Genomic DNA, 14,772 nt, shown 5'->3' with positions numbered 1-14,772 from the left:
GTGCTGCCGCCGGGTACGGGATCACCAGCCGCGCTCGCGCCACTCCGGCAGATGCGGACGCTCGTCGCCGAGCGTGGTGTCCTTGCCGTGGCCGGGGTAGACCCAGGTCTCGTCGGGCAGCGGACCGAACAGCTTCTCCTCGACACCGTCCAGCAGACTGGCGAACGCCTCGGGATCCTTGCGCGTGTTGCCCACTCCGCCCGGGAAGAGGCAGTCACCGGTGAACACGTGCGGGTGACCGTGCGGATCGTCGTAGACGAGCACGATCGACCCCGGTGTGTGGCCCACGAGATGGCGGGCGGTCAACTCGACCCGTCCGACCCGGATGACGTCCCCGTCCTCGACCACCACATCGGTGGGGACGGGGATGCCCTCGGCGTCGTGACGCCCGGCATACGTGCGGGCGCCGGTCGCCGCGACCACCTCGGCGAGCGCCTGCCAGTGGTCGCCGTGGCGATGGGTGGTGACGACGGAGGTGATGGAGTCGTCGCCGATCAAACGCAGCAGCGTGTCCGGTTCGTTGGCCGCGTCGACGAGCAACTGCTCGCCGGTGGCCCGGCAGCGCAGCAGATAGGCGTTGTTGTCCATCGGGCCGACCGCGACCTTGGAGATCATCAGGCCGGTGAGCTCGTGCACATCCGCCGCGCCGCCGACCTTGACCACACCGCTGTATGTCATACGTCTCAGCCTATAGCGGGGGCACTACGGGCAGGGCGCCGCCGACGGCCGTCAGAGCCGCACCGTCGCGCCGCCCCGCAAGCCAGCCGAGCACGTCTGCGGTCGGGCCCGAGACCGTGACCTCGGCTCCTTCGGTGCCGCCCGTGCGCCATTCGCCGCTGCCGGTCACGATCCGGGTCGGCGGGACGGTGGCGATTCCGGTGAAACGCCGGGCGAGGAACGCGATCTCGCGTTCGGTGAACTCCTTCGACAGGTCCTCCAGCTCGTAGCCGGCATCGAGGTCGACATGGTGCAGCTCCATCTCGATCAGCCTGCGGAACGGCACCCGGGACGCACTGTCGGTGACACCGTTGCGCAGCTCGACCGTGCGGGCCCAGTCGGCGGGGGCGCTGCCCGTGGCCTGGAAGCGCTCGGCGCTCTCGCGCACGTCGTCGAGCTGGACGTCGAGCGGTCGCGCGGCGTCGCGCTCGATGTCGGCCTCGCGTGCCTCGCCGCTGACGTACATCGGCCGGCCCTCGAGCACGTTCACCAGCGCGTCCGCGTTGCGGGCGACGTGGGCCAGCACATGGCCGCGGGTCCAGCCGGGAAGACGTGACGGCCCGGAGGTGTTCTGGAATCGGGTGGCTGTACTGAGCAGCCGCTGGGTCGCCTCACGCACAGAGGCCAGGTCGCGCACAGGGTCGATCATGCGGCCGACGATAGCCCTCGCCACACGATCGGGTGAAGGAATCGGAGCGTGGCAGAAAATCGAATGCGCGTGCTATACGCTCGGTCGAGGCATCCTTGAAAGTCAGGCACTCATCGATCTGGCGGCCCCCATAGGCTGGATGCAGTCTGGGACGGGGGCTGTGCCCCCGCTTCTCTCAAGAAAGGTGCGGACCGGCGTGGCCGACCGTCTCATCGTCCGTGGCGCGCGCGAGCACAATCTGAAGAACGTCTCGCTCGACCTCCCGCGCGACTCCCTCATCGTCTTCACCGGGCTCTCGGGGTCGGGCAAGTCGTCCCTCGCGTTCGACACGATCTTCGCCGAGGGGCAGCGCCGTTACGTCGAGTCGCTGTCGTCCTACGCCCGGCAGTTCCTCGGCCAGATGGACAAGCCGGACGTCGACTTCATCGAGGGCCTCTCCCCGGCCGTCTCGATCGACCAGAAGTCGACGTCGCGCAACCCGCGCTCCACGGTCGGCACCATCACCGAGGTCTACGACTACCTCCGTCTGCTGTTCGCCCGTATCGGCAAGCCGCACTGCCCCGAGTGCCGCCGGCCCATCTCGCGCCAGTCGCCCCAGGCCATCGTCGACAAGGTGCTCGAACTGCCCGAGGGCAGCCGGTTCCAGGTGCTCTCGCCGCTCGTGCGCGAGCGGAAGGGCGAGTTCGTCGACCTCTTCGCCGACCTCCAGACCAAGGGGTACAGCCGCGCCCGGGTGGACGGCACGACGATCCAGCTGGCCGAGCCGCCCACGCTCAAGAAGCAGGAGAAGCACACCATCGAGGTGGTCGTCGACCGCCTCACCGTCAAGGACAGCGCCAAGCGACGGCTGACCGACTCGGTCGAGACCGCGCTCGGACTCTCCGGCGGCATGGTCGTGCTCGACTTCGTCGACCTCCCCGAGGACGACCCCGAGCGCGAGCGGATGTACTCCGAGCATCTGTACTGCCCCTACGACGACCTGTCGTTCGAGGAGCTGGAGCCCCGCTCCTTCTCGTTCAACTCGCCCTTCGGCGCCTGCCCCGACTGCACCGGTATCGGCACCCGCATGGAGGTCGACCCCGAGCTGATCGTCCCCGACGAGGAGAAGTCCCTCGACGAGGGAGCGATCCACCCGTGGTCCCACGGGCACACCAAGGAGTACTTCGGGCGTCTGATCGGCGGCCTCGCGCAGGCACTCGGCTTCGCCACCGACATGCCCTGGGCCGGACTGCCGCAGCGGGCGAAGAAGGCCCTGCTGTTCGGGCACAAGACCCAGGTCGAGGTCCGCTACCGCAACAGGTACGGCCGCGAGCGCGCCTACACCACCCCCGCCTTCGAGGGCGCCGTGCAGTTCGTGAAGCGGCGGCACTCCGAGGCCGAGAGCGACTCCAGCAGGGAGCGCTTCGAGGGCTACATGCGCGAGGTGCCCTGCCCGACCTGTGAGGGCACCCGCCTCAAGCCGATCGTCCTCGCCGTCACCGTGATGGAGAAGTCCATCGCCGACGTCGCGGCGATGTCGATCAGCGAATGCGCCGACTTCCTCGGCCGCCTCAAGCTCAACGCCCGCGACAAGAAGATCGCCGAGCGCGTGCTCAAGGAGGTCAACGAGAGGCTGCGCTTCCTCGTCGACGTCGGCCTGGACTATCTCTCGCTCAACCGCGCCGCGGGCACGCTCTCCGGCGGTGAGGCACAGCGCATCCGCCTCGCCACGCAGATCGGCTCCGGCCTCGTCGGCGTGCTGTACGTCCTGGACGAGCCCTCCATCGGCCTCCACCAGCGCGACAACCACCGGCTCATCGAGACACTGGTCCGGCTCCGCGACATGGGCAACACCCTGATCGTCGTCGAGCACGACGAGGACACCATCAAGGTCGCGGACTGGGTGGTCGACATCGGCCCCGGCGCGGGCGAGCACGGCGGCAGGGTCGTCCACTCCGGTCCGTTGAAGCAGCTGCTGACCAACAAGGAGTCGATGACCGGGCAGTACCTGTCCGGCAAGCGGTCCATCCCGACGCCCGAGCTGCGTCGCCCCATCGACCCGACGCGTCTGCTGACCGTGCACGGCGCCCGGGAGAACAACCTGCAGGACATCGACGTCTCGTTCCCGCTCGGAGTCCTCACCGCGGTCACCGGAGTCTCCGGCTCCGGCAAGTCGACCCTCGTCAACGACATCCTCTACACCCACCTCGCCCGCGAGTTGAACGGCGCGAAGTCGGTGCCGGGTCGCCACACCCGGGTCGAAGGCGACGATCTCGTCGACAAGGTCGTGCATGTCGACCAGTCGCCCATCGGCCGCACCCCGCGGTCCAACCCGGCGACGTACACAGGCGTCTTCGATCATGTCCGCAAGCTGTTCGCGGAGACGATGGAGGCCAAGGTCCGTGGCTACCTCCCCGGCCGGTTCTCCTTCAACGTCAAGGGCGGCCGCTGCGAGAACTGCTCCGGCGACGGCACCATCAAGATCGAGATGAACTTCCTGCCGGACGTGTACGTCCCGTGCGAGGTCTGCCACGGCGCGCGGTACAACCGCGAGACGCTGGAGGTCCACTACAAGGGCAAGTCCATCGCCGAGGTGCTGGACATGCCGATCGAGGAGGCGCTCGACTTCTTCGAGGCCGTGCCGACGATCTCCCGTCATCTGCGCACGCTCAACGAAGTGGGCCTCGGCTATGTGCGGCTCGGCCAGTCGGCGCCGACGCTCTCCGGCGGTGAGGCGCAGCGCGTGAAGCTGTCCTCCGAGCTTCAGAAGCGTTCCACCGGCCGCACGGTCTACGTCCTCGACGAGCCGACGACCGGTCTGCACTTCGAGGACATCAGCAAGCTGATCGGCGTGCTGTCCGGTCTCGTCGACAAGGGCAATTCGGTCATCGTCATCGAGCACAACCTCGACGTGATCAAGACCGCGGACTGGGTCGTCGACATGGGCCCCGAGGGCGGCAGCGGCGGCGGCCTGGTTATCGCCGAAGGCACCCCGGAGCAGGTCGCGGGCGTCCCGGCCAGCCACACGGGCAAGTTCCTGCGGGACATCCTCGACGCGGAGCGCATCAGCGACGCGACGTCGGTTCCGGGGGCGCGCAAGCCGGCGAGGAAGACTGTGGTGGCGGCGAAGTCGGCGCCGGCGAAGAAGACGGCCTCGGCGCGGACACCGCGCCAGCGCAAGGCGTGACGTCGTGGTCCGGGGGCTCCGGCACCCGGACCCGCCGCTGCGGCCATCAGGCCGCAGGAGGCGTTCGCGGACACCAGGTGAAGCGCGGTCCCGGGATCCAGCGCTTGCCCGGTGACGGGAGCGGGGGTCGGGAGCGGAGAGCGCCCCCGCCCCGGGGACCGGCGATCTCCGCCGGTATCGTCGTTTCTGCACCGAGACGCGCCCCGGGCCCTCCCCTTCGGCCCTGGGACCGCGGAAGACCCCCACGATGCCCTGACTCTGGAGTTCCCATGCCCGGCCAGCCGCCCGCCCGTCGTACCGTCCTGAAGGGCGCCGCCCTCGCCGGGGCCGCCGGGCTGGGTGTCGCTGCCTGCTCCACGGAGTCCAAGCTCGGCCACGCGAAGAACCCCACGCCCACCGAGCCCGTCGACCTCGGAGCGGCCGATGCCGTCCCCGTCGGCGGGGCCAAGCTCTACCGCGAGCAGCGTCTCGTCGTGCACTGTCCGGCGAAGGGTGAGTACAGGGCTTTCAGCGCCCAGTGCACCCACGCCGGCTGCGTGCTCGACAAGCTGGAGGGCACGGAGGGGAACTGCCCCTGCCACGGCAGCCGGTTCGACGTCACGACGGGGAAGGCGCTCGTGGGCCCGGCGACCGTGCCGCTGCCCGAGGTCCCGATCACGGCCGAGGGCGGCAAGCTCGTCGCGGGCCCCGGCGCATAGGCCCGACCGCATCCGACGTCCCGAAAGCCTGCCCTGCTCCGGGACCCGGTGGCAGGTCAGTCCCAGTCCCAGTCGATGCCGAGGATCCCGGGCCGAACCCCCTGCTCGACGAGGTGGACCGTGCGGTGCCGCCCGCTGAGCGTCAGATCCGTCCGGGCGCCGCGCGGCGCACCCGTCGTCGCCTGCGAGAACCGGTGGCAGCGCACGGGCAGCGCGCCCTCGTCGAAACGCACCTGCAGCACGTACTGGCCACCTGCGAAGCTGAAGCCGCGTACGTACTCGCTGCACGGGCCGCCGGTGCCGTCCTCGAAGCCGTAGCCGAAGAAGTACGTCTCACCGGCGCGCAGCCTGGCGTCGAACAGCAGCTCGGCGATCACCACCCCGGTCTCCCGGTCCCAGCGCACCCTGCCCGTACGGCAGTTCTCCAGTGCGCTCACCTCGACCTGTGCCGGGTCGCAGCCGGCATCGCCGTGGTGGATGGCCAGGTAGCGGTCGATTCCGTCCCTGTGCGCCCGTACGACGTGCTGCGAGTCCCGCCCCAGCAGCCGGCGGTCCGCGCCGATGCGCACCCGCTCCTGGTGCCCGACCGTGTGCAGCCCGCCGTCCGCCCTTGACTCCAGATCGGCGAGCAGGCGTTCCACCACGGCGGCGGATTCCATGAGCGCACGGTACGAGCGGGCCGCCGGTCGTTCCACGTCGCTCCGGCTGCCGTCCTTCCCCGTGCCGAGCAGCCTGACCAGCGACTGCTGGGGCAGATCCAGCACGTCCTCGAGGGCGCGCACCGCGCGCAGCGACTCGGGGCGCTGGGGCCGCCGGGCGCCCTGCTGCCAGTAACTGAGGCTGGTCACCCCGACCTTGATCCCCCGGTGCGCCAGATGGTGCTGGACGCGCTGGAGCGGCAGGCCGCGCACCGCGAGGGCGGCGCGCAGGGCCAGGTGGAAGGGGCCGCTGTTCAGCACCTGCGCCAGATCGGCTTCGGTGTGGCCCATGGATTCCTCCGGGGACTCAGGGAGATCGGTGAATGTTCACGCAGCTGTACGGACCGCTGAGGGTGGGCGGTGGCGGCTCTCCGGGTGAGGCGGACGGGGGGTGTTCACATCCGGGACTCACCGTTCACAGGGCCGTGTCACACCGCATTGAAGCGTGTTGACCTGCCCTCGACAAGGATTGATGCTCATCCGAGGCCTTCGGACGTCACAACCCCGGCGGCGGGGGCCGGCCCGTCGGCCGCGCCGGACGGACTCCGGGCGCCCGGACCCCCACACTGCCGGGCGCCCGGACCCCGGACCACAGCTGCCGACCGCGCTGGTCATGTCCCTGGCGGACATGACCACGCTGTCACCGCCCGACAGTAGGGTGGACGCCATGGCCGACCCCTCCAGCTACCGCCCCAAGCCGGGACAGATCCCCGACTCGCCGGGGGTCTACAGGTTTCGCGACGAGCACCGCCGGGTGATCTACGTCGGCAAGGCCAAGAGTCTGCGTCCGCGTCTCTCCAGCTACTTCCAGGACCTGGCCAATCTCCACCCGCGCACGCGCACGATGGTCACCACCGCCGCGTCCGTCGAGTGGACGGTGGTCTCCACCGAGGTCGAGGCGCTCCAGCTGGAATACTCCTGGATCAAGGAGTACGACCCCCGGTTCAACGTCAAATACCGCGACGACAAGAGCTATCCGTATCTCGCGGTCACACTGAACGAGGACTTCCCGCGGGTTCAGGTCATGCGGGGCGCCAAGCGCAAGGGCGTGCGCTACTTCGGGCCTTACGGCCATGCGTGGGCGATCCGCGAGACCGTCGACCTGATGCTCCGGGTCTTCCCCGTCCGCACCTGCTCCGCGGGCGTGTTCAAGAACCATGTGCAAAAGGGCCGCCCCTGCCTGCTCGGCTACATCGGCAAGTGCTCGGCGCCCTGCGTGGGACGGGTCACGCCCGAGGAACACCGCGAACTGGCCGAGGAGTTCTGCGACTTCATGGCGGGCCGCACCGGCACGTACATCCGCCGGCTGGAGAAGCAGATGATGGCCGCCGCCGAGGAGATGGAGTACGAGAGGGCGGCCCGGCTCCGCGACGACATAGAGGCGCTCAAGCGCGCCCTGGAGAAGAACGCCGTCGTGCTCGCCGACGCGACGGACGCCGATCTGATCGCACTCGCCGAGGACGAGCTGGAAGCCGCCGTGCAGATCTTCCACGTCCGCGGCGGACGCGTGCGCGGCCAGCGCGGCTGGGTCACCGACAAGGTGGAGAACGTGAACACCGCGGGACTGGTCGAGCACGCGCTGCAGCAGTTGTACGGCGAGGAGAGCGGCGACGCCGTCCCCAAGGAAGTTCTCGTCCCGGCGCTACCCGAGGACGAGGCCGCCGTCACCCTCTGGCTGAGCGGCCGCCGCGGGTCGAACGTGTCGCTCCGCATTCCGCAGCGCGGAGACAAGAAGGACCTGATGGAAACGGTCCAGCGCAACGCCCAGCAGGCCCTCGCCCTGCACAAGACGAAGCGCGCCGGTGATCTGACCACCCGTTCCCGCGCCCTGGAGGAGATTGCCGAGGCCCTGGGCCTCGATTCGGCGCCGCTGCGCATCGAGTGCTTCGACATCTCCCACCTCCAGGGCGAGGACGTCGTCGCGTCCATGGTCGTCTTCGAGGACGGTCTCGCCCGCAAGAGCGAGTACCGACGCTTCCAGATCAAGGGCTTCGAAGGCCAGGATGACGTCAGGTCCATGCACGAGGTGATCACCCGGCGCTTCAAGCGCTACCTCGCGGAGAAGGACAGGACGGGGGAGTGGATCGGCGCCGACGACCCGGAGAGCGAGGGCCTCCCGAACCAGGTGCCCGAGGACGACGGCCGGCCCAAGAAGTTCGCGTACCCGCCCCAACTCGTCGTGGTCGACGGCGGCCGGCCGCAGGTCGCCGCCGCCCAGCGCGCGCTGGACGAGCTCGGCATCGACGACGTGGCGGTCTGCGGTCTGGCCAAGCGTCTCGAAGAGGTCTGGCTGCCGCAGGACGACGACCCGGTCGTCCTGCCGCGCTCCAGCGAAGGCCTGTACCTGCTGCAGCGGGTCCGTGACACGGCTCACGATTTCGCCATCCGCTATCAGCGCTCGAAGCGCTCGAAGCGGATCAGGACCGGTCCGCTCGACGCGGTCCCGGGCCTCGGGGACACCCGCAAACAGGCTCTGATCAAGCATTTCGGCTCGGTGAAGCGGCTGCGGCAGGCGACAATCGAGCAGATCTGCGAGGTCCCCGGGATGGGCCGTAAAACGGCCGAATCCGTCCTCGTGGCCCTCGCACAGGCGGCTCCGGCCGCACCCGCCGTGAACACGGCGACAGGAGAGATCATTGAAGAGAACGACGGGGGCAGCACACCATGACTGAGCACGACGGAGACGGAGCAGCAGACGTGAGTACGGGCAATGCGACCGAGCCCGGCGATGCCGCCGCGGACGTGGCCATCCCCGAGCTGGTGATCATCTCCGGAATGTCCGGTGCCGGACGCAGCACGGCGGCGAAGTGCCTGGAGGACCTGGGCTGGTTCGTCGTCGACAACCTTCCGCCCGCGCTGATCCCCACCATGGTGGAGCTCGGCGCCCGGTCCCAGGGCAATGTCGCCCGCATCGCCGTCGTCGTCGACGTGCGCGGCCGGCGTTTCTTCGACAACCTCCGTGAATCCCTCGCCGACCTCGAAGCCCGGCAGGTCACCCGCCGTATCGTCTTCCTGGAGTCCTCCGACGACGCTCTGGTGCGCCGGTTCGAGTCGGTCCGGCGGCCGCACCCGCTGCAGGGCGACGGCCGCATCGTCGACGGCATCGCCGCCGAGCGCGATCTGCTGCGTGAGCTGCGCGGCGACGCCGACCTGGTGATCGACACCTCCAGCCTCAACGTGCACGAGCTGCGCGCCAAGATGGACGCCCAGTTCGCGGGCGACGAGGAGCCCGAGCTGAGGGCCACGGTGATGTCGTTCGGCTTCAAGTACGGGCTGCCCGTCGACGCCGACCTCGTCGTCGACATGCGTTTCCTGCCGAACCCGCACTGGGTCCCCGAGCTGCGCCCCTTCACCGGCCTGAACGAAGAGGTGTCGAACTACGTCTTCAACCAGCCGGGGGCCAAGGAGTTCCTCGACCACTACACCGAGCTGCTCCAGCTGATCGCCTCCGGCTACCGCCGCGAGGGCAAGCGCTATGTGACCATCGCCGTGGGCTGCACCGGCGGTAAGCACCGTTCGGTCGCCACCTCGGAGAAGCTGGCGGCGCGCCTGTCCTCCGCCGGCGTCGAGACCGTGGTCGTGCACCGGGACATGGGGCGCGAGTGACCGGACGCAACCTCCGGCTGCGGCGGCTGCGCAGATCCACGCGTACGCCCTCGGCACGGAAGCGCGGCGCTCAGCCCAAGGTCGTCGCCCTCGGCGGCGGCATGGGTCTGTCCGCGTCGCTCGCGGCCCTGCGCCGCATCACGGGAGACCTGACCGCGGTCGTCACCGTCGCCGACGACGGCGGCTCCAGCGGCCGGCTCCGTGAGGAGCTCGGCGTGCTGCCGCCCGGCGATCTTCGCAAGGCCCTTGCGGCCCTCTGCGGCGACGACGACTGGGGCCAGACCTGGGCCCGCGTGATCCAGCACCGCTTCCAGTCCAAGGGCGAACTGCACGAGCACGCGGTCGGCAATCTGCTGATCGTGGCCCTGTGGGAGCAGTTCGGCGACCATGTGCAGGCGCTGGACCTGGTCGGCAAACTGCTCGGCGCGCACGGCCGGGTGCTGCCCATGTCGGCCGTCCCGCTGGAGCTCCAGGCCCTCGTGCGCGGACACGATCCGGCGCGCCCGGACGAGGTGGACACCGTGCGCGGCCAGGCGACCGTCGCGCTCACCCCGGGTGAGGTGCAGTCCGTGCACCTCGTCCCGCACGACCCGCCCGCCGTCCCGGAGGCCGTGGCGGCCGTCCTTGACGCCGACTGGGTGGTTCTCGGACCGGGTTCCTGGTTCTCCTCGGTGATCCCGCATCTGCTCGTGCCCGAACTGCTGGATGCGCTGGTCGAGACCAAGGCGCGGAAGGTCCTCTCCCTCAATCTCGCGCCGCAACCCGGCGAAACAGATGGCTTCTCCCCGCAGCGTCATTTGGAGGTTTTGGGGCGACACGCGCCTAAACTCGCCCTGGACGTGGTGCTGGCCGACGAGGCTGCAGTGCCCGACCGCGAGTCCCTCGACGAGGCCGCCAAGCGGCTCGGCGCCGCGGTCGAGCTGGCTCCGGTGGCCTCTCCCGACGGCGCTCCCAAGCACGACCCGGAGCTGTTGGCCGCCGCGTACGACCGTATTTTTCGGATGCATGGAAGGATCGGCCCATGGCGATGACGGCAGCGGTGAAGGATGAGATTTCCCGGCTCCCCGTCACGCGGACCTGCTGCAGAAAAGCCGAGGTCTCGGCGATTCTGCGGTTCGCGGGCGGTCTTCACCTGGTGAGCGGTCGCATCGTGATCGAGGCGGAGCTGGACACCGGGATCGCCGCGCGGCGGCTCAAGCGCGACATCCTGGAGATCTTCGGCCACGGCTCGGAGCTGATGGTGATGGCTCCCGGCGGGCTGCGCCGAGGGTCCCGTTTCGTCGTGCGGGTGGTGGCGGGCGGAGATCAGCTGGCGCGCCAGACCGGTCTCGTCGACGGCCGTGGGCGTCCGATCCGCGGGCTGCCCCCGCAGGTCGTCTCGGGCGCCACCTGCGATGCCGAGGCCGCCTGGCGCGGCGCGTTCCTCGCGCACGGCTCGCTGACCGAGCCGGGCCGCTCCTCCTCGCTGGAGGTCACCTGCCCCGGTCCGGAGGCCGCCCTGGCGCTGGTCGGCGCCGCCCGCAGGCTGTCCATCGCCGCGAAGGCGCGCGAGGTGCGGGGTGTGGACCGGGTGGTCGTTCGGGACGGTGACGCGATCGGCGCCCTGTTGACCAGGCTCGGTGCGCACGAATCGGTGCTGGCCTGGGAGGAGCGGCGGATGCGGCGCGAGGTCCGTGCCACCGCCAACCGCCTCGCCAACTTCGACGACGCGAACCTGCGCCGCTCGGCCCGTGCCGCGGTCGCGGCCGGGGCCCGGGTGCAGCGCGCGCTGGAGATCCTCGGCGAGGAGGTGCCCGAGCACCTCGCAGCCGCGGGCCGGCTGCGCATGGAGCACAAGCAGGCGTCCCTGGAGGAGCTGGGTGCGCTCGCTGACCCGCCGCTGACGAAGGACGCGGTCGCGGGCCGTATCCGACGGCTGCTGGCGATGGCCGACAAGCGGGCGCAGGACCTGGGTATTCCGGGTACGGAGTCCAATCTGACCGAGGAGATGGCCGACGGTCTCGTCGGCTGAGCCTTCCCCGGCATGCAGCTCAAGAGCTTTGCTGCCGACGCCCGTTCGGGCGTCGGCAGCGTCGTTTCCGGACACGGCAGGGCACCCCAGAGGCCCTATTGACATGATCATGGAGAGTCATGAGCCTGGCGCATGTTCACTTGTCGGGCAGACAACAGCAAGGGGGGCTTATGAGACGCAGAGCGAGATCGATCCTCGCGGCGGCTTCACTGCTCGTCGCGGGAGTGTCGGCGGCGCCGATCGCGCAGGCCGCACCGGGGGGTGACGGCGAGGAGATCTCCGTCTGGCACGCGAAAGTCACCAGGGCGCAGGTGCCGTTGATTCTCGCGGCCGGCGCCGACGGGCACGAACTCACCGAGCAGGTGCCCGCGAAGGGCACCGCCACCGTAGAGCTGTACCTCACCGAACGACAGGCCGACGACCTGCGCGATCAGGGCGTCGGCGTCGCCGAGCACACCGTCCCGGCAGCTGCCGAGGAGCGCGTCCGGGCCGCGGGCGACGGCGTCTACCGCCCGTACAGCGGCGAGGGCGGTCTCAAGAGCGAGATCCTCGCAGCCGCGGCGGCCAACCCGGCCCTCACCAAGGCCATCAGCATCGGAAAGACGGTCAAGGGCCAGGACATCCTCGCCCTCAAGATCTCCAAGGGTGCCAAGAAGCACCGCGACGGCACCAAGCCCGCCATGCTGTACATGTCCAACCAGCACGCCCGCGAGTGGATCACCCCCGAGATGACCCGGCGGCTGATGCACCACTACCTCACGAACTACGGCAAGGACCCGCGCATCACGAAGATCGTGGACACCACCGAACTGTGGTTCGTGCTCTCGGCCAACCCCGACGGCTACGACTACACCTTCACCGGCACCGAACAGCGCCAATGGCGCAAGAACCTGCGCGACAACAATGGCGACGGCACGATCGCCCCCGGTGACGGCGTCGACCTCAACCGCAACTTCGCCTACAAATGGGGCTACGACAACGAGGGTTCGTCCCCCGACCCGTTCGACGAGACCTACCGCGGCACCAGCGCCGGCTCCGAGCCCGAGACCAGGGCCATCGACGCCTTCCAGAAGCGCATCGGCTTCGCGTACGGCATCAACTACCACTCCGCAGCCGAGCTGCTGCTCTACGGCGTCGGCTGGCAGGTCGCCACCCCCACGCCCGACGACGTCCTCTACGAGGCACTCGCCGGCACGCCCGAGAACTCGGCGATCCCCGGTTACCGCCCCCAGGTCTCCTCCGAGCTCTACACGACCAACGGAGAGGCGGACGGCCACGCGGCCAACGTCAACGGGATGATGATGTACACCCCGGAGATGTCGACCTGCGCCACCGCGTCCCGCATCGACCCGAACGACTCCTGGAACGCGGCCGACTGCGCGTCCGTCTTCACCTTCCCGGACGACGAGAAGCTGATCCAGCAGGAGTTCGCCAAGAACATCCCGTTCGCGCTCTCCGTCGCCGAGACCGCAGCCCACCCGGACCAGCCGTCCTCCTCGCTGGGGCTCGAAGCCGCGGACTTCACCCCCGACACCTTCACCACCTCCTACGCGCGCGGCGGAGACCAGGAGGTATCCGTGGTCGCCCGCAAGTCGCTGCGGGACAAGGAGCTCAAGTACCGCGTCAACGGCGGCCGCACGCACGACCAGCCGCTCCGGCGCTGGAAGGGCGGCGAGACCTTCGGCGGCGAGGACAACATCCGCTTCGACGAGTACCGCGCGAAGGTGCAGGACGGTGACGTCGGGGACACCGTGGAGGTGTGGTTCACCGGCCGTACGCGGACCGGGAAGCGCACCTCCAGCGAGCACTTCACGTACACGGTCGCCGAGCGGCCGCGTGCCGACGTGCTCGTCGTCGCCGAGGAGGGCAGCAGCGCACCCGCACGGCACACCGCCGCCTACACCGGGGCGCTCGCCGACAACACGCGCCGCAGCGCCGTCTGGGACGTTGCCACGAAGGGCGCACCGCATCCGCTGGGCGTGCTGAGCCACTTCGACGCGGTCGTCTGGTACAGCGGTGCGCACGCGCCGTCCTGGGCCACGACCCAGGCCGTGCGCTCGTACCTCAACGAGGGCGGGAAGCTGCTCACCACCGGCGAACGGGCCGGCGGCAATGCCGACCTCGGCGGCGCGCTGAGCGACGACTTCGCCCAGTACTACCTCGGTGCCGCGGGGCGTGCGTCGCTCGCCGGGGCGGGGAGCTTCCTCGGTGCAGGACGGCTGACCGGAGCTTCCGGTGCGCTGGCGGGAGCGCCGGGCAACGCCCTGGACGCGGCCGGCGCGTACACGATCACCTCGGACACCCTGCCCGCCGACGAGTTCCCGCAGTTCCGCAGCGCCGGGGCGGGCGACTATCCCGGGGTGCGGATGCCGTTCTCCCCGTACGAGGGCGAGTGGTACGCGGCGGCCAGGCACCGCAACGCCTCCTGGATGCGGCTGGGCCGCACCATCGACCTGACCGGGACGTCGGCTGCCGACGCGCCCCGGCTGGACATGCGGCTGAGCTTCAACACCGAGCCCGGCTACGACAATGCGGTCGTCGAGGTCCACACCGTGGGTCAGAACGACTGGACGACCCTGCCCGATGCGAACGGCGGTACGTCCACCACCGTTCCGACCCAGTGCGACCAGGGCTTCTACGTCAACATGCACCCCTTCCTGCGGCACTACCTCACCGTCGGTTCGGGTGCGTGCACGGCGAGCGGCACGACTGGCAGTTGGAACTCCTTCACCGGGGCCTCCGACGGCTGGCGGGCCGCCTCGTTCGATCTCGGTGCCTACGCAGGCAAGCAGATCGAGGTCGCCGTCTCGTACGTCACCGACCCCGGTGACGGCGGCCGGGGAGTCTTCGTGGACGAGGCCCGGCTGGTGACCGGCGGCGCGGAGCAGGCCGCCGAGGGCTTCGAGACCTCGCTCGGTCCCTGGACCGCGGGCGGTCCCCCGGAGGGCAGCCCCGCGCTGCGCGGGAACTGGGAGCGCAGCCAGGACCTGTATCCGTCCGCCGCCGCGGTCACCGCGCGTGACAGCGTGCTGATCGGATTCGGTCTGGAGCACGTCCCGGGCGCGGGCGACCGTGCCCGGATTGTCCGGAAGGCGCTCGCCGCTCTGGGGCGCTGAAACCGCTCTTGTGAGAGGGGTGCCGGGCTGGTGAGCGGCCCGGCACTCCGCCGCACGCGAGTGGCCGAATTCCTACTGGTGAGTACGCGCCATCCGCCCGCAGAACGGCGT

The 14,772-nt window shown here is 69.9% G+C and carries 10 protein-coding genes; 7 read left to right on the top strand and 3 right to left on the bottom strand.

The features are described from left to right. Positions 1 to 21: 21 nt before the first annotated feature. Positions 22 to 678, bottom strand: coding sequence for an MBL fold metallo-hydrolase (locus tag AC067Z_RS00785; protein ID WP_478787228.1), 657 nt, complete (start codon positions 676 to 678; stop codon positions 22 to 24). A 10-nt stretch (positions 679 to 688) separates the two neighbouring features. Beyond that, the gene (locus tag AC067Z_RS00780; RefSeq protein ID WP_478787227.1) at positions 689 to 1,366 is read right to left on the bottom strand and encodes a maleylpyruvate isomerase family mycothiol-dependent enzyme; all 678 of its coding nucleotides are present in this window, start codon (positions 1,364 to 1,366) and stop codon (positions 689 to 691) included. Positions 1,367 to 1,562: 196 nt separating this feature from the next. On the opposite strand from AC067Z_RS00780, the gene uvrA reads away from it, so the two are divergent. Both uvrA and AC067Z_RS00770 read left to right on the top strand, forming a co-directional pair. Continuing rightward, positions 1,563 to 4,532, top strand: a complete 2,970-nt coding sequence (gene uvrA / locus AC067Z_RS00775) for an excinuclease ABC subunit UvrA (protein WP_478787226.1) — start codon at positions 1,563 to 1,565, stop codon at positions 4,530 to 4,532. Between the two features lie 269 nt (positions 4,533 to 4,801). After that, on the top strand, positions 4,802 to 5,230 hold the full coding sequence (locus tag AC067Z_RS00770; protein ID WP_478787225.1) for a Rieske (2Fe-2S) protein: 429 nt from the start codon (positions 4,802 to 4,804) through the stop codon (positions 5,228 to 5,230). 56 nt (positions 5,231 to 5,286) lie between these two features. On the opposite strand, the gene AC067Z_RS00765 is transcribed toward AC067Z_RS00770, so the two are convergent. Next, positions 5,287 to 6,219, bottom strand: coding sequence for a hypothetical protein (locus tag AC067Z_RS00765; RefSeq protein WP_478787224.1), 933 nt, complete (start codon positions 6,217 to 6,219; stop codon positions 5,287 to 5,289). A 376-nt stretch (positions 6,220 to 6,595) separates the two neighbouring features. On the opposite strand from AC067Z_RS00765, the gene uvrC reads away from it, so the two are divergent. The 5 genes from uvrC (at position 6,596) to AC067Z_RS00740 (ending at position 14,661) form a co-directional block, all read left to right on the top strand. Continuing rightward, positions 6,596 to 8,596 carry an excinuclease ABC subunit UvrC gene (uvrC, locus tag AC067Z_RS00760; protein ID WP_478787223.1) on the top strand — a complete coding sequence of 667 codons (2,001 nt, stop codon included), beginning with the start codon at positions 6,596 to 6,598 and terminating at the stop codon, positions 8,594 to 8,596. Continuing rightward, positions 8,593 to 9,534: an RNase adapter RapZ gene (gene rapZ, locus AC067Z_RS00755; RefSeq protein WP_478787222.1), complete on the top strand. Its 942-nt coding sequence runs from the start codon at positions 8,593 to 8,595 to the stop codon at positions 9,532 to 9,534. Before uvrC ends, rapZ begins: the two co-directional genes overlap by 4 nt. Next, positions 9,531 to 10,565, top strand: a complete 1,035-nt coding sequence (locus tag AC067Z_RS00750; protein WP_478787221.1) for a gluconeogenesis factor YvcK family protein — start codon at positions 9,531 to 9,533, stop codon at positions 10,563 to 10,565. The genes rapZ and AC067Z_RS00750 overlap by 4 nt, the downstream gene beginning before the upstream one ends. Next, positions 10,556 to 11,545 (top strand): DNA-binding protein WhiA, encoded by a 990-nt coding sequence (gene whiA, locus AC067Z_RS00745; protein WP_478787220.1) that lies wholly within the window; start codon positions 10,556 to 10,558, stop codon positions 11,543 to 11,545. The genes AC067Z_RS00750 and whiA overlap by 10 nt, the downstream gene beginning before the upstream one ends. A gap of 170 nt (positions 11,546 to 11,715) precedes the next feature. Next, the gene (locus AC067Z_RS00740; protein ID WP_478787219.1) at positions 11,716 to 14,661 is read left to right on the top strand and encodes a M14 family metallopeptidase; all 2,946 of its coding nucleotides are present in this window, start codon (positions 11,716 to 11,718) and stop codon (positions 14,659 to 14,661) included. Positions 14,662 to 14,772 lie beyond the last annotated feature (111 nt).

This window comes from Streptomyces sp. NPDC043812 (assembly GCF_056436245.1).
The sequence above is the reverse complement of the archived record's forward strand: the minus strand, read 5'-3'. Positions and strand labels throughout refer to the sequence as shown.

What these genes read in the sequence shown, in the direction of transcription:
- AC067Z_RS00785 (WP_478787228.1), bottom strand. Translation starts at nt 678, where the DNA reads ATGACATACAGCGGTGTGGTCAAGGTCGGCGGCGCGGCGGATGTGCAC.
- AC067Z_RS00780 (WP_478787227.1), bottom strand. Translation starts at nt 1,366, where the DNA reads ATGATCGACCCTGTGCGCGACCTGGCCTCTGTGCGTGAGGCGACCCAG.
- AC067Z_RS00770 (WP_478787225.1), top strand. Translation starts at nt 4,802, where the DNA reads ATGCCCGGCCAGCCGCCCGCCCGTCGTACCGTCCTGAAGGGCGCCGCC.
- AC067Z_RS00765 (WP_478787224.1), bottom strand. Translation starts at nt 6,219, where the DNA reads ATGGGCCACACCGAAGCCGATCTGGCGCAGGTGCTGAACAGCGGCCCC.
- uvrC (WP_478787223.1), top strand. Translation starts at nt 6,596, where the DNA reads ATGGCCGACCCCTCCAGCTACCGCCCCAAGCCGGGACAGATCCCCGAC.
- rapZ (WP_478787222.1), top strand. Translation starts at nt 8,593, where the DNA reads ATGACTGAGCACGACGGAGACGGAGCAGCAGACGTGAGTACGGGCAAT.
- whiA (WP_478787220.1), top strand. Translation starts at nt 10,556, where the DNA reads ATGGCGATGACGGCAGCGGTGAAGGATGAGATTTCCCGGCTCCCCGTC.
- AC067Z_RS00740 (WP_478787219.1), top strand. Translation starts at nt 11,716, where the DNA reads ATGAGACGCAGAGCGAGATCGATCCTCGCGGCGGCTTCACTGCTCGTC.